21 protein-coding genes are annotated in these 21175 nt (G+C 69.3%); 10 read left to right on the forward strand and 11 right to left on the reverse strand.

Features of this window, described 5'->3' with window-relative positions:
• Positions 1–4 precede the first annotated feature (4 nt).
• The 4 genes from DMH01_RS16035 to DMH01_RS16050 all read right to left on the reverse strand — a co-directional run bounded on the left by DMH01_RS16035 (position 5) and on the right by DMH01_RS16050 (position 7264).
• Complete coding sequence (locus tag DMH01_RS16035) at positions 5–667, reverse strand: ABC transporter ATP-binding protein (RefSeq protein WP_125677525.1); 663 nt, start codon at positions 665–667, stop codon at positions 5–7.
• Positions 667–1359 (reverse strand): ABC transporter ATP-binding protein, encoded by a 693-nt coding sequence (locus DMH01_RS16040; RefSeq protein ID WP_125677527.1) that lies wholly within the window; start codon positions 1357–1359, stop codon positions 667–669. Before DMH01_RS16040 ends, DMH01_RS16035 begins: the two co-directional genes overlap by 1 nt.
• Positions 1352–3928, reverse strand: a complete 2577-nt coding sequence (locus DMH01_RS16045) for an FtsX-like permease family protein (RefSeq protein ID WP_125677529.1) — start codon at positions 3926–3928, stop codon at positions 1352–1354. Before DMH01_RS16045 ends, DMH01_RS16040 begins: the two co-directional genes overlap by 8 nt.
• 147 nt (positions 3929–4075) lie before the next feature.
• Positions 4076–7264, reverse strand: coding sequence for a BTAD domain-containing putative transcriptional regulator (locus DMH01_RS16050; RefSeq protein WP_125677532.1), 3189 nt, complete (start codon positions 7262–7264; stop codon positions 4076–4078).
• A gap of 95 nt (positions 7265–7359) precedes the next feature.
• On the opposite strand from DMH01_RS16050, the gene DMH01_RS16055 reads away from it, so the two are divergent.
• Together DMH01_RS16055 and DMH01_RS16060 are read left to right on the forward strand one after the other, a co-directional pair.
• Positions 7360–8235 carry an NAD(P)-dependent oxidoreductase gene (locus DMH01_RS16055; RefSeq protein WP_125677534.1) on the forward strand — a complete coding sequence of 292 codons (876 nt, stop codon included), beginning with the start codon at positions 7360–7362 and terminating at the stop codon, positions 8233–8235.
• Between the two features lie 10 nt (positions 8236–8245).
• Positions 8246–9106: an NAD(P)-dependent oxidoreductase gene (locus tag DMH01_RS16060; protein ID WP_233621544.1), complete on the forward strand. Its 861-nt coding sequence runs from the start codon at positions 8246–8248 to the stop codon at positions 9104–9106.
• Between the two features lie 330 nt (positions 9107–9436).
• Here the strand turns inward: DMH01_RS16060 and DMH01_RS16065 are convergent, their stop codons facing one another.
• Positions 9437–10342 carry a LysR family transcriptional regulator gene (locus DMH01_RS16065; RefSeq protein WP_125677538.1) on the reverse strand — a complete coding sequence of 302 codons (906 nt, stop codon included), beginning with the start codon at positions 10340–10342 and terminating at the stop codon, positions 9437–9439.
• A 79-nt stretch (positions 10343–10421) separates the two neighbouring features.
• Between DMH01_RS16065 and DMH01_RS16070 the strand changes: the two genes are divergently transcribed.
• Positions 10422–11324, forward strand: coding sequence for an EamA family transporter (locus tag DMH01_RS16070; RefSeq protein ID WP_125677539.1), 903 nt, complete (start codon positions 10422–10424; stop codon positions 11322–11324).
• Positions 11321–11941 (forward strand): NAD(P)-dependent oxidoreductase, encoded by a 621-nt coding sequence (locus DMH01_RS16075; protein ID WP_125677541.1) that lies wholly within the window; start codon positions 11321–11323, stop codon positions 11939–11941. The genes DMH01_RS16070 and DMH01_RS16075 overlap by 4 nt, the downstream gene beginning before the upstream one ends.
• A 2-nt stretch (positions 11942–11943) precedes the next feature.
• Here the strand turns inward: DMH01_RS16075 and DMH01_RS16080 are convergent, their stop codons facing one another.
• Positions 11944–12180 (reverse strand): hypothetical protein, encoded by a 237-nt coding sequence (locus tag DMH01_RS16080; protein WP_034318480.1) that lies wholly within the window; start codon positions 12178–12180, stop codon positions 11944–11946.
• A gap of 63 nt (positions 12181–12243) precedes the next feature.
• On the opposite strand from DMH01_RS16080, the gene DMH01_RS16085 reads away from it, so the two are divergent.
• A complete protein-coding gene (locus tag DMH01_RS16085; protein ID WP_125677543.1) occupies positions 12244–12843 on the forward strand; it encodes a TetR/AcrR family transcriptional regulator in 600 nt (199 codons plus the stop codon).
• A 13-nt stretch (positions 12844–12856) separates the two neighbouring features.
• Positions 12857–13342, forward strand: a complete 486-nt coding sequence (gene rraA / locus DMH01_RS16090) for a ribonuclease E activity regulator RraA (protein WP_125677545.1) — start codon at positions 12857–12859, stop codon at positions 13340–13342.
• A gap of 6 nt (positions 13343–13348) precedes the next feature.
• Here the strand turns inward: rraA and DMH01_RS16095 are convergent, their stop codons facing one another.
• Positions 13349–14242 (reverse strand): NADP-dependent oxidoreductase, encoded by an 894-nt coding sequence (locus DMH01_RS16095; RefSeq protein ID WP_125677547.1) that lies wholly within the window; start codon positions 14240–14242, stop codon positions 13349–13351.
• A 70-nt stretch (positions 14243–14312) separates the two neighbouring features.
• On the opposite strand from DMH01_RS16095, the gene DMH01_RS16100 reads away from it, so the two are divergent.
• Both DMH01_RS16100 and DMH01_RS16105 read left to right on the forward strand, forming a co-directional pair.
• Complete coding sequence (locus tag DMH01_RS16100; protein ID WP_125677549.1) at positions 14313–14891, forward strand: TetR/AcrR family transcriptional regulator; 579 nt, start codon at positions 14313–14315, stop codon at positions 14889–14891.
• A gap of 78 nt (positions 14892–14969) precedes the next feature.
• Positions 14970–15782, forward strand: a complete 813-nt coding sequence (locus tag DMH01_RS16105; protein WP_125677551.1) for an MBL fold metallo-hydrolase — start codon at positions 14970–14972, stop codon at positions 15780–15782.
• Positions 15783–15786: 4 nt separating this feature from the next.
• Here DMH01_RS16105 and DMH01_RS16110 read toward each other — a convergent pair whose 3' ends face one another.
• From DMH01_RS16110 to DMH01_RS16125, 4 genes are read right to left on the reverse strand one after another with little or no spacing between them, the layout of a single operon-like run.
• Positions 15787–16230 carry a hypothetical protein gene (locus DMH01_RS16110; RefSeq protein ID WP_125677553.1) on the reverse strand — a complete coding sequence of 148 codons (444 nt, stop codon included), beginning with the start codon at positions 16228–16230 and terminating at the stop codon, positions 15787–15789.
• A gap of 43 nt (positions 16231–16273) precedes the next feature.
• Positions 16274–16885 (reverse strand): class I SAM-dependent methyltransferase, encoded by a 612-nt coding sequence (locus DMH01_RS16115; RefSeq protein ID WP_125677555.1) that lies wholly within the window; start codon positions 16883–16885, stop codon positions 16274–16276.
• Between the two features lie 10 nt (positions 16886–16895).
• Positions 16896–17549, reverse strand: a complete 654-nt coding sequence (locus DMH01_RS16120) for a cation transporter (RefSeq protein WP_125677557.1) — start codon at positions 17547–17549, stop codon at positions 16896–16898.
• Positions 17546–17872: a helix-turn-helix transcriptional regulator gene (locus DMH01_RS16125; protein ID WP_125677559.1), complete on the reverse strand. Its 327-nt coding sequence runs from the start codon at positions 17870–17872 to the stop codon at positions 17546–17548. Before DMH01_RS16125 ends, DMH01_RS16120 begins: the two co-directional genes overlap by 4 nt.
• Before the next feature lie 453 nt (positions 17873–18325).
• Between DMH01_RS16125 and DMH01_RS16130 the strand changes: the two genes are divergently transcribed.
• Both DMH01_RS16130 and DMH01_RS16135 read left to right on the forward strand, forming a co-directional pair.
• A complete protein-coding gene (locus DMH01_RS16130) occupies positions 18326–19747 on the forward strand; it encodes a family 2B encapsulin nanocompartment shell protein (protein WP_125677561.1) in 1422 nt (473 codons plus the stop codon).
• Positions 19744–21132, forward strand: a complete 1389-nt coding sequence (locus DMH01_RS16135) for a family 2B encapsulin nanocompartment shell protein (RefSeq protein ID WP_125677563.1) — start codon at positions 19744–19746, stop codon at positions 21130–21132. The genes DMH01_RS16130 and DMH01_RS16135 overlap by 4 nt, the downstream gene beginning before the upstream one ends.
• Positions 21133–21175: the final 43 nt, after the last annotated feature.

A 21175-nucleotide genomic window follows, 5' to 3' on the forward strand; every position in this document is an offset into this window, starting at 1 on the left:
CAAGTCAGGAAAGGACGCCGTCCAGCAGCCGTACCCGCCGGTCCGCGATCCGGTGCACCTCGTCGTCGTGCGTCGCCACGATGACCGCGGCACCCTCCTCAGCGCAGCGTCGCAGCAGCCGGAGCACCCGCGGCGTGCTGCCGGCGTCGAGGTGCGCCGTCGGCTCGTCGGTGAGCAGGACCCGGGGCCGCCCGCTGACCGCCCTGGCGAGCGCGACCCGTTGCTGCTGCCCGAACGAGACCTCGAGCGGGTAGCGGTCACCGAGATCGCCGATCCCGAGTTCCTCCAGCAGGTCCGAAACCCGCGTGTGGATGTCTTTCGCGCTCGGCTTGGGGACGTCGGACCGGAGCCGCAACGGCAGTGCGACGTTCTCCGCGATGGTCAGTTCGTTCGCGAGGCCGAGCGCCTGCGGCAGGACCGCGCAGGTATGCCACGGCGGCGCGCCCGCTATCGGGACGCCGTCCAGCAGGACACTGCCGGAATCTGGCGAGTCGAAACCGCAGAGCAGCGCCAGCAGCGCGCTCTTGCCCGAACCCGACCGGCCGGACACGGTGACCAGTTCGCCCGCGGCCACCCGCAGTTCGAGCCCGCGCAGGACTTCGACGTCCCCACTGGGATGGGGGAACCGGCGGCGCAAGCCGACGGCCTCGAGGGCGGGTTCCGCCATCACGGCACGACCTCCCGTTCTTCGACTTCTTCCAGTCTGCCCTTGTGCATCCGCGCGACCCGGCTGCCGAGTTCGATGAGCCGGTCGTCGTGCGAGGCGACGATGACGGCGAAATCCTGATCCGCCAGGTACTTCAGGGTGTCGAGCACCCGGTCGGCGGAGCCTTCGTCCAATTGGGACGTCGGCTCGTCGGCGAGTACGACGGTCGAGCGACGGGCCAGGGTGCAGCCGAACGCGAGGCGCTGCTGCTGTCCGCCCGACAGCGCGGAAATCCGCCAGCTGCCGGTTCCGCCGAGTCCCAGCTGTTCGAGGATGTCGTCGGGCAGGCATTCGGTCCCGGCCGATTCCGCGGCCGCGCGCAGATTGTCCGCGACGCTCAGATACGCGAGCAGGTTGTCGGTCGGGTTCTGGAACACCAGGCCGAGATGGTTCCGCCGCAGCGCCCGCCGTTCACGATGCCGCAGTTTGCCGGTTTCGCTGCCCTGGAAGGAGATCGTGCCCCGCACGGGCTGCTCGAAGAGGCCGAGCGTCCGCAGCAGGGTGGACTTGCCGGAGCCGGAAGGCCCCGCCAGCACGGTGATCCCGCGCGCCGGGATGTCGAAGGTGACGTCTTCGACGCCGGTGACCGTGCCCGCCGGCGTCTGGTAGTCGACGCCGATCCCGCGCAGCCGGAAGATCGGTTTCTCAGGCACGGATCAACTCCGCGGTCCGGGCGGTGCGCACCGAGCGCATCGCGATCCAGCCCGCCAGCGCCACGACGAGCACACCGACGGCGAGCACGGTCAGGGCGAGCGGGGTCGGGTCGGGCAGCGCCGACTGCGGCGGGAGGAACGTCGCCGGATCGAATCGCGGCACCGAAAGCCCCGCGACCGAGACGCCGCACACGACGCCGATGACCACGGCGAGCCCGCTCAGGGCGCCCAGTTCCATCAGATGACTCGCGAGCAGGGCACGCGGCCGCATGCCCATCCGCAGCACCAGAGCACCGGCCAGCGCGTTCTGGCGCCGCCGGACTTCGACCGCGACCAGCAGCGACAGCACGGCGACCACGCCGAGCACGGCCCCGAGCAGGGCCATGAACGAGAACGTCCAAGACACCACGTAGAACGGGAGCGCGTCGAGCGCGGACTCACGCGTGACGCGGTTGACCGCCGTCACCACCCCCACCGAGGCCAGCGCCTCGGTCAGCTGCGTCATCGACGAGCTCGACAGCACGCTCCACTTGGGCACGGTGCGCAACTGCGCCTCGGTGAGCGATTCCCGCGAGATCACGTACCCGGCCTTGGTGCCGATGATCGGGAACATCGGCAGTTCGCCGATCGCCTTGGCGTCGGCGAGACCGGCGGGCAGCGTGGTCTTCTGGGCGGCGTCGTGCCCGATCCGGATCGCCGGGACCCCGGCGCCCTGGCTCGACAGGGCGCTCAGCAACCGGTCGACCTCGGCGCCGTCGAGCGGGCCGAGCGTGGCGGCCTGCCGGAAGGTCCGCGGGTCCACGACCAGCACGACATTGCCGGTGCCGGTCAGCTCGCCGACGATCGTGGTGCTGCCGCCGACCGAGGCGGGCAGCGCGACCTTCCCGGTGCCGACGACGCTTTCGGTGTCGACCCTGGTCTCCGCCCCGACGAAGATGGCGGACTTCGTCTGCAGGGCCTCTTCCTGACCGCGGGCGATGCCGATCCCGGTGGCCAGGGTCCCGATGGCGAGTGTGCCGATCACGAGTACACCGGTGACCGGCGCGCGGGCACTGGCGAGCCGCCGGATCGCCAGCTGCAGCGCGGGCCGGGACCACAGCCGGGTGCGATGCGACGCGTGCAGGGCGAGCCAGGCCAGTCGTGCGGCGACGAGCCCGACCGTCAGCACGACGAACACCGGATACGTGAGGGCGAGCGGGTCGACCTGGGGGAGCGGGTTGCCGATCCGCGAGCCCTTGCTGTAGTCGACGAGCCGGTTCCAGCCGAGCAGGGCGACACCGGCGGTGAGCAGTTCCCACGGGAAGAAGGCCAGGAACTTCACCTTCTTGCGCCCTCCGGAGCGGACCCGCCCGAGCTCGAACTCCCGATGAGTCCGGACGGAGATCACCCCGGCGAGCAGTGCGAGCGAAACGAGCAGGATCCCGGCCGCGACGAGCGATCCCCAGAAGGTCGCGCCGTCGTCCAGTTCACCCGGTGGTCCGTAAAGCCCGAGCAACAGCCGCGCGAGCGCCGCGCCCATCGCGCCACCGGCGACGATCGGGAGCCCGAGTTCGGCGACCGCGAGCAGCCCCAGCGCCCCGGGGCCGCTGCCCCGTGCCGACAGCAACCTCAGCTGCGGGTGCCGCCGTTGGTACCACTGCAGCGCGACTGTGCCGATCCCCGCGCAGCCGACGAGAATGCTGATGGCCGCGAGCGGCAGGATCGAGATCAGGACGTTCGATTCCGCCTGGTTGCTGATCTCGACCGAGCGCTCGAACGGCAGTGACCCGATGATCGCGTCACCGAGACCGCGGGAGCCCAGATCCGCCTTGACCGCGGCGATGAGGGCCTTCGAACGTTCCTGCAGGTCCTCGGCTTCGCTCACCGTCTTGGGCGGAGCCTCGTAGAACGACATGTGCAGCGTCTTGATCGTCGGGACGCCCAGCGCGCGGACCGTGTCGTCGAAGGTCTTCCCGTCGTCGGCGAACATGACCGAGTCGAGGGGGTCGTTGGCGAGCCTGCTCACGACGGCGTTGCGCTGCTGTGAACACCACCAGCGCGGCGCCGGGTCGGGAAGGTCGCGGTACAGCCCGGTCACCGGAGGAATCGGGGTGCCCTTGATGCTCGGGGTGGCGCCTACCTTGATGTTCTCCGCCCCGGCGACGACGGTGCCGAGCAGGAAACCGCCGCCCGCGGATCCGCTCGCGACGTCGAGATGGCCCTGCGTGGCCTGATCACGATGGGCGAGAACGACCTTGTAGTTGGGGTCGCCGTTGAACTCGGTGCCGAAGAGGTACGGCGTGTAGCGGGAGGTGACCGGCGCGGAGAAGCCGTGCGCCGGGGCGTTCCGGCGGACCGAGTCGACGACCTGCGGTGCCACCGCGGCGGGCACGTTGTCCTTGCTGAAAACCGGCCCGTAGTAGTCCGGGCACACCATGCCGGACTGGTACGTCACGGCCGCGCCGCCCGCGGCCGAGGCCTGCAGGATGGCCGCGGTCCCGAGGAAACACGCCAGCAAGGCGGTCACCGCGGCGATGATCAAAGTCAGGGGACTGGTCAGTGCCGCCTTCGGAGCCGCTCGCCACGGCATTGTCACCCTGGGCCCGCCGGGAGCCCCCCACCTCACCCGCATGGATACGCACGCTACCGGTCACGGCGCTTTGGCGACAGGAAGAAATCACTGTTTGTTGCTGACGTGAAGTAAGGCCTGGTCCATTGTGGTGACACGGGTGCGTGATCACTGACTGTCCGTCACCAAGTGATCGATCGGCGTTGTCTCACCTGCCTCACTCTCCGCCGAGAATGCGGTTTCTCCGAGCGCCGCGACGATCACTCCGGCGATCCTGTCGACGTCGCCGCGTTCGGCTTTCGGCAGGGGAGCGCCCACCGAGCGCCGCGAGGCCGCCGCGGCACCGAGCAGCCGGGCGGCCAGGCGATACGAGCCGGCGGCCGCCTCCGCACCGGCCAGGCCCTCGAGACCGAGAGCGACCGCGCGGGGGTCCTCGCTGTGGCGGGCGATCGCGAGACCGTCCAGTTGGAGCCGCTTCGCCGCCACCGCGTCTCCGCGTTGCTCGGCGATGAACCCGAGCTCCGCCAGGATCAGCGTGCTGCCCGCTTCGGACTCCACGCGGCTATGCCAGTCCAGTATGGACAGCAGCCGCCGCTCCGCCTCCTCGAACAGCCCCTGGCGCCGCGCGCCGAGCGCGAGCCCTGTCTCGGCGTAGACCTCGCCAGGCTTGAAGCTGTGCTCGACGGCCAATGTCCTGGCCCGCTCGTGGAACTCCTTCGCTCCTTCGAAGTCACCAGTGAGCAGCGCGGTGCGGCCCAGCCACGACAGCTTGTAGGAGACCTCCGGCCACAGCTCCAGTTCCTCCGCGCGGCGAAGGCTTTCCCGATGGACGCGGGCAGCGTGGTCGTAGTCTCCGGCGATCGAGGCCAGCATGCCGATGACGAACGAAGCCTGAAGCCAGCCCCAGCGTTCGCCGAGCCCGTCGAAGATGGCGGCGCTCTGCGCGGCGATCCGGCCTCCTCCGGTGAGGTCGCCGCCGGCGATCAGATGGGCCGCCCTGTCGCTCAGCGCGGCGGCGGCGCTCCAGTCGTCACCGATGTCGCGGGCGGTTTCCAGCGCGCCGAGCGTGAGCTTCTCCGCCCGGCACAGGTCGCCGACCGTGGACCACGCGTAACCGAGGAACCACAATGTCCGCGCCCGCACGAGCGGATCGGCGATGCCCCATACGGTCTCTTCCGCCGCGCCCTCCGTGCCGGTGCCGTCGAGCACGGCGATTCCGGTGCGCCAGCCGAGCGCCTGCGTGTACTCGTCTCCGGTGTTCGCTTCGGTGCCCAGCACGAGGTCGAGCGAGCGCTTGGCCTCGGTGAGCCGTCCGCGGAGGAACCAGAACCAGGCCGTCGCGTTCACCAGCCGTAACGCGAGGCGATGTTCTCCTTGCCGTAGCAGCGTTTCCAGTGCGCGCCGGGTGTTGGCTCCTTCGGCGTCCAGCCGGTCGAGCCAGCGCCGCTGCTCCTTCCCGCGCAGGCCCGTGTCCCCGCGTTCGGCCAGTTCGATGTGGAAACGGGCGTGCCGCAAGTACAGGTCGTCGAGTTCGCCCGCCTGCTCGGCGTGGTCCAAGGCGTACGCCGACACGGACTCCAGCAGCCGGAACCGCGGTTCACCGGACCTGCCGGGCCTGCTGACCACCAGCGACCTGTCGACGAGCCGGGACAGGAGGTCCAGCACGTCACCGGCGGCGATCTCGCCGCCTGCGCAGACCGACTCGGCCGCGTCGAGCCCGCAGCCCTCGGCGTGGACGGCGAGCCTGCGCAGCACGATCTGCTCAGGCTCGCTCAGCAGGCTCCAGCTCCAGTCGATCATCGCCCGGAGCGTCTGCTGGCGCCGCGGCCCGCCTCGCCTACCCGATGACAGTAGGGCGAACCGGTCGTCGAGGCGGGTTAGGAGTTCGTGCACACCCAACGTCCGGACGCGGGTGGCGGCGAGTTCGAGCGCCAGCGGGATGCCGTCGAGGGTGCGGCAGATCCGGGCGACCACGGCCGCGTTCTCCGCGTCGAGCGCGAACCCCGGCGCGGCCGCCGCGGCACGGGCGGCGAACAGCCGGACCGCGCTCGACTCCCGCACGGCGGCGAAATCCGGCAGGTCGGGCAGCTCCAGCGGCGGCACCGCCCAGACATTCTCCCCTGGCAAGCCGAGCGGCTCCTGGCTGGTGGCGAGCACACGCAGCCGGGGCGCCGCCGCGAGCAGCCTTTCCACCAGCGCGGCGACCGGTTCGACGACCTGTTCGCAGTTGTCCAGGACGAGCAGGATCTCCTTGTCCCGCAGGGCATCGGCCAGCGACTGGGACAGCGTTCCGGTCGACGTCGCGTCCTCCCGGAGATCCAGCACGGCCGCCAGGACGACGGCGACGAGATCCTCGGGCGGGCACGTCGGACATTCGACGTTGTCCAGACCCGCCAGCTCGACGAGCCAGGTGCCATCGCCCATCCGGAGCTTCGACGCGGCCTCGATGGCGAGCCGGGTCTTGCCCACACCGCCGGGCCCGGTGAGGGTGACCAAGCGTGTGTCGGTGACGAGGGCTACGACTTCCTTGACCGCCGTCGTGCGGCCGATCAGTTCGGTCAACGCCTCCGGCAGGTTGCCTCGTACCGGCGTGGCGGCCCGGACAGGTTCGAGATCCGGACTGCGGGTGAGGATCGCCTGGTGCAACGCCGCGAGCTCCGGCCCCGGTTCGAGACCGGATTCGTCACGTAGGCGGGCGCGCAGTTCGGCGTAGGTTTCGAGAGCTTCGCTGTGCCGCCCGGCCGCGTACAACGCACGCATCAGCAGGCCCCGGAGCCGCTCCCGCAGCGGATGCCGTGAAACCAGCCCGGTCAATTCCCCGGTGAGGACGCCGTGTTCGCCGAGCGCCAGCCGGGCGTCGGCTCGCTCCTCTTCGGCGAGCAGCCTCTCCTCCTCCAGTCGCTGAGCGGCTGCGACGGCGAAAGGCTCGTCATCGAAGCCGGCGTACGCGGGCCCTCGCCACAACGCCAGCGCATCCGCCAGCAGAGCGGCACGAGCGCGTGGGTCGACGGCGTCACGGGCCCGGGCGGTGAGCGCGCGGAACCGATGGACGTCCAGGTCACCGGGCTCGACGGAGAGGACGTATCCGGCCGGTTGGTGCGTCACGAGTTCCCGCGCGCCGGGCTCGGCACGGTCCAGCGCGCGGCGCAACTGGGAGACCTTGGTCTGCAGGGTGTTGCCCGGATTTCCCGGCGGATGCTCGCCCCACAGGTCGTCGGTCAACGACGACACCGACGCCGCCCTGCCGTCGCGGCTCAGCAGCCCGGCGAGGAGGAGGCGGACCTTCGCCTCGGGCACGACGACGGGCTCGCCCGCGGTCGTCCACACGGCGAGTGGTCCCAGCACTCCGAATCGCACGAAACCGACGTTAGCGCGGACCACCGACAAGACCGTGCGCGAGGCCGTGCGTGGACCCGCAGCGATCCGTGCGCGGCCCGCGTCACGGTGGTCCCATGAGCGAACACGGCAAGACCCCGGTGACGGTACTGGGGCTGGGCGCGATGGGAACCGCGCTCGTAGAGGCACTATTGGCAGCGGGACATCCGGTCACCGCGTGGAACCGGACCGCGAGCCGCGCCGAGGCGGTGGCGGCGACGGGAGCTTCGGTCGCTTCGACCCTCTCGGAGGCCCTCGCGGCGAACGAGATCGTGATCGCCTGCCTGCTCGACTACGACTCGGTGCACGAGGTCCTCGACCCGGTGGCGTCCGAGCTCAAGGGGCGGCAGCTGATCAACCTGACCAACGGCACCCCCGGCCAGGCGCGCGAAATGAGTGCCTGGGCCGAGGAACTGGGCGCGGAGTACCTGGACGGCGGGATCATGGCCGTCCCGCCGATGATCGGCACCCCCGCGGCGTTCATCTTCTACAGCGGCTCTGGCACGGTCTTCGGCCGGGCACGCACCGCGCTCGAGACCTTCGGCGGCGCCAACTACCTCGGCGCGGACCCCGGACTGGCGCCCCTGCACGACATCGCGCTGCTCAGCGGGATGTACGGCCACTTCATCGGCGTCATCCAGGCGTATGCGCTGGTCGGCTCGGCGGGGGTCAAGGCGCGGGAATTCGCGCCGCTGCTCCGAACCTGGGTCGACGCGATGAGCGGCTTCCTGGAGCGCGCGGCCGAGCAGATCGACGACGGCGACTACGTGACCGACGTCGTCTCGAACATCGCGATGCAGGCGGCCGCCTACCCGAACCTCGCCAAAGCGGCGGCGGAACAAGGCGTCAGCGCCGAACTGCTCACGCCGCTCCAGTCGCTGATGGACAAGCGGGTCGCCGATGGACACGGCGCCGAAGACCTCATCGGCGTCATCGAACTCCTCAAAAAGTAAGGGAAAGAAAATGATCACACTGATCGGGCTCGGCCCGATGGGACAGGCCATGGTCCGGGTTCTCCTGGAGAACGGCCACGGAGTGACCGTCTGGAACCGCACCGCCGCCCGCGCGGACGACGTGGTTGCCGCGGGTGCCGTGCGTGCCGCTACACCGGCAGAGGCGGTGGCGGCGTCGGACCTGGTGGTGCTGAGCCTGACCGACTACGCCGCGATGTACGACATCCTCGGCAAGGCCGAAGACGCCCTCGCGGGCAAGGTGATCGTCAATCTCAGCTCGGACACCCCGGAGAAGACCCGCGAGGCCGCGGATTGGGTCAAGGCTCGTGGCGGGCAGTTCGTCGCGGGTGGCGTGATGGTGCCCGCCGAGCTGGTGGGTAAGGAGGAGGCGTATGTCTTCTACAGCGGCCCGGCCGACGTGTTCGAGAAGCACCGCGAAACCCTGGCGCTGATCGGGCGACCGGACTTCCTCGGTGAGGACGTCCGGCTGGCACAGCTGTTCTACCAGGCGCAGCTGGACGTCTTCCTGACCTCTCTCTCAGTGTTTATGCACGCGAGCGCGCTGGTGAAATCGGCCGGTGTGCCGGTGGAGAAGTTCGTCCCGTACGCCAAGGACAACTTCAGGACGATGGATTTCTACCTGGACGCCGCGGCCGAGCAGATCGAGAAGGGCGAGCACCCCGGCGACGAAGCCAGCGTGACCATGATGGGCGCGACGGCCGACCACATCGTCCAGGCGAGCCGGGACGCCGGGGTCGACTTGGCACTGCCCGAGGCGGTCAAGTCGCACTACGACCGGGCGATCGCCGCCGGACACGGACGTAGCTCGTGGACCAGCCTTTTCGAGATCATCAAGGCGGACCAGAAGTAGGTACCCGGGCTTCCGTGCCACGAAGGTCGTGAAGGCCTCCTTGCCTACTCTCAGGGTAGGCAACGAGTCCTTCACGGACCGGCCGAAGACGCCCTTGGCTGTCGCACGGCGCCCCGAAGTACATGAAGGCCCCCTTCCTTGCGCCAGGCGCAAGGAAGGGGGCCTTCATGTACTTCGGGAAGGTGTGAAGGCCCCGTTTCCTCGGCTCAGCCGAGGGAAGGGGGCCTTCACGCGCAGCTGTTGTGACTGCTGGTGCCTATGAGGCGAATGTGGCGATGACCGATTCCGTGAAGGCCTCCTTGAGGGACCCAGAGTCCCTCAAGGAGGCCTTCACGGAGTTCGGGCAGGGTGCGAAGGGCGAGTTTCGCTCACAACGCCCAGAATCTCCAGGAAGGCCTTCGCCGCCGGAGTGACCGTGAAGCGGTTCCAGACGAGGTGCTCGATCCGCGCGGGCGCGTCCCGCACCGGCACGGTGACCACGTCGGTCAGGTTCGGCACGAATTTCGACGGCAGCAGCGCCACCCCCAATCCCTGATGGATCAGCCGCGCCATGAAGTCGGCGGCCGTCACCTCGAAGGCGACCTCCCGGGTCACTCCCGCCGCGGCGAAGGCCTGATCCGTCTGGGCACGTCCCGCGGATCCGGACGGGAAGTCGACGAACACCTCCGACGAAAGCCGCTTCAAGTCCACTTCGGACTCGACGGCGAGAGGGTGCCCGGGAGCCACCACGGCGATCAGATCGTCACGGCCCAGTTCGCAGGTGGCCACGCCGTCCGGCCGGTCGGTCACCGGGAGGCCGAGGAACGCGACCTCGATCGCACCGTCCTTGATCTGCTCCACCAGCTGCCCGCTCGCCCCGACCCGCAGCCCGATCCGGACGTGCGGATACCGGCCGCGGAAGGTCTGCAGCGCCGCCGGGACGTCGACCGCCGCGACGGTCGGGATGACGCCGACGGTGAGCCGCCCGCGGATCTCGCCGACGGCCGCCGCGACCTCCGAGCCGGCCCGCTCGGCGGCCTCGAGGCATTGCCGGGCGGCGGGCAGGAACGCCTCGCCTGCGGCGGTGAGCCGTACCCGGCGGCTCGTGCGCTCGAACAGCCGCGCGCCGAGTTCCCGTTCCAGCCGCGCGATCTGGTGGCTCAGCGCCGACTGCACGACGAGACACCGTTGCGCGGCGCGCGTGAAGCTGTTCGTCTCCGCCACGGCCACGACGTACCGCATCTGCTGAAGCTCCATGGATTCATCTTGAATCACGATGGATCAAGTGACAAACATGTGTTGGACTCATCGATCGTCGGCGTCGAAGCTGGGAAGCGTGAAAACGCTGACGACCACACCGCTCGCCGCGGGTCTCGCCGGAACCGCGCTGACCGCCTTCGCCCCCATGGTCTGGGGGACGACGTACGTGGTCACCACCGAACTCCTTCCGCCGGGACATCCGCTTTTCGCGGGACTCATGCGTGCCTTGCCCGCCGGGCTGATCGCGCTCGCCATCACCCGCACCCTCCCGCGCGGCACCTGGTGGCTGAAGGCCGCCGCGCTCGGCGTCCTCAACATCGGGATGTTCTTCCCCTTGCTGTTCGTCGCCGCCGAACGGCTGCCGGGCGGAGTGGCGGCCACGCTCGGCGCCGCGCAGCCGCTGCTCGTCGCGATCCTCGCCGTGGCCGTGTTGCGCCAGAGCCCGTCCGCGTGGCGGTTCGCCTGGGGGATCGTGGGAATCGTGGGTGTCGGCCTGGTCGTGATCGGACCCGCGGCGGGCTTCGACGTCGTCGGGGTCATCGCGGGACTCGGTGGCGCGGGCACCATGGCGCTCGGCGTCACCCTCACCAAACGATGGGGACGCCCCGCCGACGTCGGGCCGACCGCGTTCGCCTCGTGGCAGCTCACCGCCGGCGGGTTGTTCCTGGTACCGGTGACCTTCCTGGTCGAAGGCGCGCCGCCCGCCATCGACCTGAACGCGGCCCTCGGCTACCTCTGGCTCGGTCTGATCGGCGGTCTGCTCGCCTACGTCCTGTGGTTCCGCGGCATCACGTCCCTGCCGGTCACCTCGGTCGCGGTACTCGGCCTGCTCTCGCCGATGGTCGCCGCGCTGCTCGGCGCCGCGCTGCTCGGTCAGTCGCTCGGGCCGATCCAGCTCGCCGGGTTCGCGCTCGCCCTGGCCTCGATCGTGGCGGGCCAGATCACCCCGAAGGTCAAGCAGGAAGGCGTCGTCCGATGAAGATCGCGGTTGTCGGAGCGACCGGAATGGCGGGCTCCAGAATCGTCGCCGAGGCCGTTTCCCGCGGACACCACGTCACCGCCGTCTTTCGCCGCACTCCACCGGCATTCCCGCATCCGGACGTGGAAGTCGTGCGCGGTGACGTCACCGATACCGGCCACATGAGCGCGGTGTTCGGGGGAGTCGATGCCGTCGTGGGAGCGACGAGACCCGCGCCCGGCGCAGAAAAGACGGTCGCCGCCACGGTCACGGCCTTGCTCGACGCCGCGGCGGGCACGCGTGTGCTGATCGTCGGCGGCGCCGGGCCGTTGCGGTCGCCGTCCGGCGGGCTGGTGATCGACGACCCGGCGTTCGTGCCGCCGGCGTGGCGGACCATCGCCTCGGCCAGCACATGTCAGCTTCAGGCCTGCGAGGCCCATGCGGGCGACTGGGTGTACCTCAGCCCGCCCGCGATGCTCGAACCCGGTGTCCGGACCGGGGTCTACCGGCGGGGAACGACGACCATCCTCACCAAGGAGGACGGATCGTCCGGGATTTCGGCGGAGGATCTCGCGGTCGCCGTCGTGGACGAACTCGAGAATCCGAGCGGGGGCCGGCATTTCACCGTCGGATACTGACGCTACAACCGCCACTTCAGCTCGGGCGGGTCGCCTGGCGAGGGCGTCTCCGGACTCCGTTCTGCCTCGATCTGGATCTCGATGTTGGTCTTGTGCGAGATCGGGTCCCAGATCTCCTCGATCGGCGCCAGCAGTGATTGGCTGACGCCCGCTCTGCGGGCACGCGCGGCGTACCACGCGAACCCGGCCAGGAAGAGGGGAAGGCTGAGAAACGCGGCCACGGGTGCCAGGAACTCCATGCACCGGACGATACAGTAACGTCGTGTATCCAGAAACGTTCTGTTACTGAATTGGGCGAGGCGATGACCAGGCTGACGCGGGCCGAACAGCAGCGGCGCACCCACCAGCACCTGCTGGAGGCGGGACGTCAAGTCTTCTTGCGGCGCGGCTTCCTCGCAGCGACGGTCGAGGAGATCGCGGCCGACGCCGGGTACACCCGCGGCGCCGTCTACAAGCACTTCGGTGGCAAGGAAGGGCTGTGGCTGGCGATCATCGAAGCCACCGCGGAAGGACACCTGGAGGCGCTAAGGAAAAACCTCGCTCTCGCCACCAACCGGGACGAGGTGATCGCGGCCCTGGCCCCTGTCGACGTGGCGGACAAGGACGCCGCCAAGTGGAGTGCGGCGGCCGCGGAAGTGCTCGCCGCGACGGCACAGCAGCCCGAAACCGCCGCCCTCGTCGCCGCCGTCCAGCGGCGTCACGACGACGAGGTCGTCTCCCTGCTCGCCGAGCATGCGCGGCGGCTCCGCCTCGAACCCGCCTTGCCGCTCCATGAGGCCGTCGTGATGCTGGGCGCTCTGGGCATCGGCCTCGCCCTGCGCCAGGCGGTCGCGCCCGCCGCGGACCCCGCCGCCATTCTCACTCACGTCCTGGACTCGGTGTTCCCGCCCGAGGCGACATGAGAAGCTCGTGCGCGTGATCGATTCCTTCACCACCGCCGACCTCGTGGACGAACACGGCGACCGGCTGCGCGTCTGCGACACCCAGTTCCGCCAGTTCGGCGGGCACCGGAAGTTCTCGGGCCCGATCCGGACCGTCTCCTGTCACGAGGACAACGGCCTGGTCAAGAAACTCCTGGCCACTCCCGGCGACGGCGCCGTCCTGGTGGTCGACGGCGGCGGCTCGCTGCACAGCGCGCTCACCGGCGACATGATCGCGAAGTCCGCCGTCGAGAACGGCTGGGCGGGCATCGTCGTCAACGGCGCGGTACGGGACAGCGCCGAGCTCGCCGGGCTCCCGCTCGGGGTGAAGGCGCTCGGCACCAACCCGCGCAAGAGTTCCAAGGCGGGCGTCGGCGCTGTCGACGTCCCGGTCGGTTTCGGGGGAGTGACGTTCACTCCCGGCGACACGCTCTACGCCGATGACGACGGCGTCGTGATCCTTCCCGCGACCGGATCCTGAACCGGCTCAGACGACGATGACCCGGCGGCCGCGGGTGTGCCCGGCGTGGCTGTCGGCATGCGCGGCCGCGGCGTCGGCGAGCGAATAGGCCTTCTCGACGGGAATGTGCAGCTTCCCCCGTGAGATGAGGTCGACGGCCTCGGCCAGTGCGTCCGGCACGCTCCCGGCCACGCCGGAGAAGCGGACACCGAACTCGGGTGCGCTGAGATCGGCGATGGAGACGACCTTCCCCGGATCCCCGGTGAGCTCGACCAGTTCGGCGAGCACCCCGGACCCGGCCAGGTCGAGAGCGGCGTCGACGCGGCCGAGCCGCCGCACCCGCTCCACCCAGCCCTCCCCGTAGGTCGTGGCGAGCGCGCCCAGGCCGCGCAGGTAGTCCTGGTTCGCGGCGCCCGCCGTGCCGATCACGGCGATGCCGCGTTCCCGCGCGATCTGCAGCACCGCCGAACCGACCCCGCCGGACGCGCCGCTGACCAGTAGATTCTCGCCGGGGCGCACCCCGACTTCGCGGATCAGCCGTATCGCGGTCTCGACCACGGAGGGGTATCCGGCCGCTTCCTCGAACGTCAGCCCTTCGGGCATCACCGTCCACGCCGTCAGCACGGCGAACTCGGCATAGGTACTCGCACCCTCGCCGAACACGAAGTCCCCGGCGTCGACTCCGACGACGCCTTCGCCGACCTCGTCCACGACTCCGGCGGCGTCCAGGCCGACGCCGGACGGCAACACGGTCGGATGCGCGCCGAGGACCTGGCCTTCGCGAATTCTCCAGTCGACGGGGTTCACCCCGGCGGCCCGCACCGCGATGCGGACCTGGCCTGGGCCGGCGTGCGGATCTTCGGCGTCGACGAGCTGCAGGACTTCCGGACCACCGAACTCGGTGAAGATCACTTGCTTCATGCGATCGACCGTAGCACTAACAGTTAGTGTTTTGGAACTGTTGTTGTTTTGGATCTGATAGCTTCACCGCATGACCGTGCCGACAGGACGTCGTGAGCGGAAGAAGGCCGCGACCCGTCAGAAGATCGCCGAGACCGCGCTGCGGCTTTTCCTGGAACGCGGGTACGACGCGGTGGGTATCCGCGAGGTCGCCGCGGAGGCCGACGTGGCCGTCACGACGCTCTTCTCCCACTTCGCCTCGAAAGAGGCCTTGGTGTTCGGACAGGACGCGGAGTTCGAGCGCGGCCTCGCGCGGGCGGTCACCGACAGGGCGCCGCATGAGCCGCTCATTCCCGCGCTGCGCCGGGAGGTCCACGCGATGGTGCGCCATTGCACGGCGGACGGCGCCGCCCCGATCTGGCGCATGATCGACGAGTCACCCGCGTTGCGGGAGTACGAGGACTCGATGCGACTGCGCCACGCGGAGGCCCTGGCGGCGGCCATCGCGGCGGATCCGGAGCTGTCGCGGTCCGCGACCGCCTGCCGGACGATCGCGAGGTTCGTGATCGACGCCTACTCGCTCGGCCGGGAGGCGGCCGATCCGGAGGCCGCGGTGAACGAGATCTTCCGGATGATCGAAGCGGCCTGGGAAGCCGTCGGCCCCGCCTAGTGCTTGCAAAATGCCATCAGTTGGGGCTACCTTCTCTCGACGAAGTGGTTGCACATCACAATCGGGAGGATCGCCGCCGTGCTGACACAGGTCGCGGAGGGTGTGCTGGTCCATCAGAGCGCGCTGCTCGAGAACAACACGGTCGTCGTGGAGGGCAGGGACGGCGTGTTGCTCGTCGACCCCGGGCTCACGGACGGCGAAATGACCTGCCTCGCGAACGATCTCTCCGAGTCGGGCCGCCCGGTGGTGGCGGGTTTCGCGACGCATCCCGACTGGGATCACGCGCTCTGGCACGCCGGACTGGGCGACGCACCTCGTTACGGCACCGCCCGGTGCGCGGAGTACCTGCGAGATCTGCGATCGAACGAGGACTGGAAGACCGGCGTCGCCGAGGGGCTGCCACCGGAAATCGCCGGTGAGGTACCGCTGGACCTGTTCGGCCTCATCACCGGCCTGCCCGCCGGAACCACCCGGATTCCTTGGGACGGCCCGCGAATCCGGATCGTCGAGCATCCGGCCCACGCTCCCGGTCATGCGGCGCTGCTGATCGAGGAACGCGGGGTGCTCGTCGCCGGCGACATGCTTTCCGACGTCCTGGTCCCGATGTTCGACGACGACGGGGATCCGATCGAGGACTACCTGGCCGGGCTCCAGGCGCTCGAAGACGTGGCGGGCGACGTAGACGTCGTCGTACCCGGCCACGGCTCGTTCGGCGGAGCCGGTGAAGTTCGGGCGCGGATCGACCTGGATCGCGCGTACGTGCACGCCTTGCGCGACGGGCGGACTCCGGACGACCCGCGAATCGGCCCGTCGGCGAAACCCGGCTGGGAATGGGTGAGCGATCTGCACGCCGGGCAGGCGCGGAGCCTCGTCCGGCGGCGATCGTCCTGAGCCGTCATCCCCTCGGCATGACACAGAGTTCCCGGGACTGCCCCGACGCGAAGTCGTAGACGACGGGGTTGCCGTACTCGTAGCCGGGCACGGAGTTGCAGTCCGAGCCGGACGCGGACGCGAGCTGGGCGATCACCGAGTAGTTGGCGGAGCCGTCCGAGCAGTGGACCCGGACGGCGCTGGCGCTGAACGCGCCGTTGCTGCCGGCGTCTTCGTCGGCGGAGAGGCAATCCCCGGCCTGCGCCGAAAACGGGTCGGGGTCGACCTCGGGAACGCTGCCACCGGAAGCGCCGCCCATGGTGATCGCCACGGTCACCGCGATCGCCCCGCCGGTGACGACGACCGCCGCGGCGGCGATCCCGACGATCAGCCCGGTCTTCGGGGTCTTCTTCGGCGTCGCGACGGGGTACTGCTGCCAGATCGGCGGCTGCTGCTGAGGGAAGGTCACGCCATCAGGATCGGCCACGTCGATGAAATTCCGATGACACGGTTCACTTGCGGGCGACGAGCCGTTCCACCAGCCCGAGTTTGAACCGTTCCCGGTGCTCCACGGCCAAGCCGAGACCGTCGATCTTGTCGAGCGGGCGGCGGAGGAAGTGCTCACCCGCCATCGGCACGGTGACCTTCTCGGCGATCCATTGCAGACCGCGGACGGCGCGCGACGAGCTCGCGATGTGGTCGAGCAGGATGAGCCTGCCGCCTGGCCGGAGCACCCTGGCCATCTCCCGCAACGCCTTGCCGTCGTCGGGGATGGCGCAGAGTCCGAGAGTGCAGACCACCGTGTCGAACGAATCGGCGTCGAAGGGCAGGTCATGGGCATCGGCCCGCCGCAACGTCACCGGGTGGCCGAGGCGTTCGGCACGGCCGCGGGCGATGGCGAGCATGCCGTCGCTGAGGTCGATGCCGGTGAGCGTGACGTCTTCGGGATAGAGCGGCAGGTTCAGGCCGGTCCCGACGGCGACTTCGAGGACTTCGCCGGCGGCCTGGCCGCAGGCCCACGCACGGGAATCGCCGAAGAGCTTCCGGTCCAGGAACTGCATCTCCCGGTCGTAGTTCTCGGATTTGCCGTCCCAGTAACGGTTCCATCGGGCGGGCCGGGTCATGGTGCTCCTCTCAGCAGCAGTGTTCACCGCGCCAGGCTTCGCGGCCTTCCTTGATCGCGACGGCGGCGATGACGAGCGCGACCAGCGGATCGGCCCAGTACCAGCCGAACAGGCTGTTGAGCAGCAGCCCGACGAGCAGCACACCGGAAAGATAGGTGCAGAGCAAGGTCTGCTTCGAGTCGGCGACGGCGCTGGCGGAGCCGAGTTCGCGCCCGGCGCGGCGCTGGGCATGGGACAGGAACGGCATCACGAGCAACGAGACCGCCGCCAGCACGATGCCGACGGGGGAGTGCTCGGCCGGGTCGGCGCCGAACAGGGTGCGGACCGCTTCGACGGTGACGTACGCGGCCAGCGCGAAGAAGGACACCGCGATGACCTTGAGTGCGACGCGTTCGCGGGCTTCGGGGTCCTTGCCGGAGAACTGCCAGGCGACCGCCGCGGCCGAGGCGACCTCGATGACCGAGTCCAGGCCGAAGCCGACCAGGGCCGTCGACGAGGCGATGGTGCCCGCCGAGATGGCGACGACCGCCTCGACGACGTTGTACGTGATCGTCGCGGCGACCAGGAGCCGCACCCGCCGGGAAAGCACGGCGCGGCGATCCGGGGTCACCGCGGGCTTCGCGGCGCAGCAACCGTCCGCGCAGGAATCGCTCTCCACGCTCACCGGAGCACCTCGTCCATGCAGGGCTCGGCGGTGTCGACGGCCAGTACGACCTGGACGAGTTCCCGGAGGGCGCGGGCGAGATGCGCGTCTGCCAGCGAGTAACGGACCTGACGGCCTTCGTAGGTGGCCACGACGAGCCCGCAACCCCGCAGGCAGGCGAGATGGTTCGAGACGTTCGAGCGGCTCAGCCCGAGTTGCCCGGCCAGTTGCCCGGGATAGTTCACGCCGTCGAGCAGGGCGACCAGGATCCGGCACCGGTTCGGGTCGGCGAGGGCACGACCGAGCCGGGCCAGCGCGGCACCCTGGGTCTCACATGTCAGCACAAGCGTGACAGTACAGTCAGCGCTGACATATCAGCAAGGGCTGAACCATGACCCGACGGAGTGTCCGGACGCGACCCTCTGTTTTGTCGCTGTCTGTCAAGTCATCGCCGAACACGGACGCCGGAGCGACCCGAAAGAGTCCGTTGTGGCCACTCCAACGGCCGCATACCGGGTACCCGGGGGAGTTCCGCCGCGGCTTCGCGTGACACCTCAGCACAATTGCTGGCCCGATTGCGTGGCCACCGTAAAACGTCGAGTGACGTTCTCCAAAGGCTTTGTGCGCAAGAGGGAATTCGGCATTCGGGTGGCCTTGGCGTATTACCTGAAAGTGCGCTTGTGTGGGAAAAACCCCTTGCTATGTTGATCCTGCGGGCCGCACTTCGGGGCATGACCGGCGTGCCGCGAATTGTGGATCTTGTTTGTTCACACGACTATCGAAGGGTGGACCTTGCTGTGACCGTGACCGAATCGGACACTTCCGCCGAAGGTGTCCAGGGGCCGGAAAATCCGCAGCTGAGTTTGGGCAGGGCCGCCGCGCGCAACCTGGCGACGACTACCAAATCCGTTCCGCAGATGCAGGGAATTTCGTCCCGGTGGCTGCTGAAATCGCTCGAATGGGTTCAGGTGAACGGTGGCGCCTACCGGGTCAACCGGAGGCTCAATTACGCGGTCGGCGACGGACGGGTGACGTTCTCGAAGGCCGGCGCCGAGGTCAGCGTGATCCCGGCGGAACTGGGGGAATTGAAGCCGCTCAAGGGATATGACGACGAAGAGGTACTCGTCGAACTCGCCCGCCGATTCGAACAGCAGGAAGTGGCGGCGGGCGACGTGCTCGTCGAATTCGGCCACCGGGCCGATCGGGTTTATCTCATCGCGCACGGCAAGATCACCAAGACCGGCCCTGGCCCGTACGGTGACGAGACCGCGCTGGGCGTGGTCAAGGACGGCGACTACTTCGGCGCGCAGGCCCTCGTGGACGGTGACGGCATCTGGGAGTTCACCGCGAAGGCGGCCACCGCCTGCACCGTGCTCACCCTGACCCGCCAGGACTTCGAGCGGGTGCTGGAACAGTCCGAATCGCTGCAGGCGCAGATCGAGCTGGCGTCCCAGGACTCCGGGCGCGCCAACGATTTCGGCGAGGCCGAGATCGACATCTCCTCCGGGCACGACGGCGAGCCGCTGCTTCCGGGCACGTTCGTCGACTACGAGACTTCGCCGCGCGAATACGAGCTGAGCGTCGCCCAGACGGTGCTTCGGGTCCACAGCCGGGTGTCCGATCTGTACAACCAGCCGATGGACCAGACCGAGCAGCAGTTGCGCCTGACCATCGAGGCGCTGCGCGAGCGCCAAGAACACGAAATGATCAACAACACGGACTTCGGCCTGCTCCACAACGCCGACTTCACCCAGCGCATCGCGACCCGCACCGGTCCGCCCACTCCGGACGACTTCGACGACCTGCTCGCACTGGTGTGGAAGGAACCCGGCTTCTTCCTCGCGCATCCGCGCACGATCGCCGCGTTCAGCCGCGAGTGCAGCAAACGCGGGATCTACCCGACCGGCACCGACCTCGGTGGCCACAAGGTGCCGTCCTGGCGCGGGGTGCCGATCCTGCCCTGCAACAAGATCCCGGTCAGCCAGACCAGCACGAGTTCCGTGTTGCTGATGCGCACCGGCGAGAAGAACCAGGGCGTCGTCGGCCTGCGTCAGATCGGCCTGCCGGACGAATACGAGCCCGGCCTGAACGTCCGGTTCATGGGGATCTCGGAGCAGGCGATCATCTCCTACCTCGTCAGCACCTACTACTCCGCGGCCGTACTCGTTCCGGACGCGCTCGCCGTCCTCGAAGCCGCCGAACTCGGTCGCGAAGGATGACCGCCACGACGCCGGAGGCCGACCGGCGGCTCAGTCTCGGCCCCGCCGCCGCGCGCAACCTGGCGACGACCACCAAGACGCGGCCGCAGATGCAGAGCATCACGCCGCGCTGGCTGCTGAAGATGTTGCCCTGGGTCGAGGCGTCCGGCGGTACCTTCCGGGTGAACCGGCGGCTGACCTACGCGATCGGCGACGGGCGGGTGAGCTTCACCAACGTCGGCACCGAGGTCCGGGTCGTTCCGCAGGAACTCGCGGAATTGGCCCTGCTGCGGGGGTTCGACGACGAGGACACGCTCACCGCGCTGGCCGACCGGTTCGTGCAGCACGAGTACCAGCCCGGCGAGACCATCGTCGGCCACGGGACTCCGCTCGACGAGGTCGTGCTGGTCGCGCACGGCAAGATCGCCAAGGTGGTGCCGGGCGAGTACGGCGCCGAAGCCTCGGTCGGCAGCATGGCCGACGGCGACCACTTCGGTGACGAAATGCTCGCCGGCATCGACCGGAACTGGCCGTTCACCGCCAAGGCCGTCACCCCGGTGATCGTGCTGACCCTGCGCGCCGAAGACTTCGCCGACCTCAACGGCCGGTCCGAGGCGATGCGCCGCCATGTCCAGGACATGCTGGCGCACAAGGGAAAGCCGCAGAACGCCAAGGGCGAGGCCGAGATCGGGATGTCGTCGGGGCACGACGGCGAACCGCTGCTTCCCGGCACGTTCGTCGACTACGAGATCTCGCCGCGCGAGTACGACCTCGCCGTCGCGCAGACGGCGCTGCGGGTGCACACGCGGGTGACCGATCTCTACAACGGGCCGATGGACCAGTTCGACGAGCAACTCCGGCTGACCGTGGCGGCGCTGCGGGAGCGGCAGGAGTACGACCTGATCAACAACCGCGAGTTCGGTCTGCTGCACAACGCCGACCTCAAGTCGCGGTTCCAGACCAGGTCGGGTCCGCCGACACCCGACGACATGGACGAACTCGTCAGCCGTCGCCGCAAGACGAAGTTCTTCCTCGCCCATCCGAAGGCGATCGCCGCGTTCGGCAGGGAATGCACGCGCCGCGGCCTGTATCCGGAGGGCACCACGGTCGACGGCAAGGTGGTCGCCGCGTGGCGCGGCGTGCCGCTGCTGCCGTGCGACAAGATCCCGATCACCGACAGCGGCACGTCCGCCATCCTCGCCATGCGGACCGGTGTCGAGGACAACGGCGTGATCGGGCTGCACCAGACCGGCCTGCCCGACGAGTACGAGCCGGGCCTGAACGTGCGCTTCGACGGCATCACCGACCAGGCCGTCGCCACCTACCTGGTCAGCACCTACTACTCGGCCGCCGTGCTCGTTCCGGACGCGCTCGGTGTCCTGGAGAACGTCGAGGTCGCGCGGTGACCCCTCGCCCCGCGACGACAACGAACAACAACGCTCCAGAAAG

The sequence above is a fragment of the Amycolatopsis sp. WAC 04182 genome, from assembly GCF_003947465.1.
In the GTDB taxonomy this organism is placed as follows: Bacteria; Actinomycetota; Actinomycetes; order Mycobacteriales; family Pseudonocardiaceae; genus Amycolatopsis.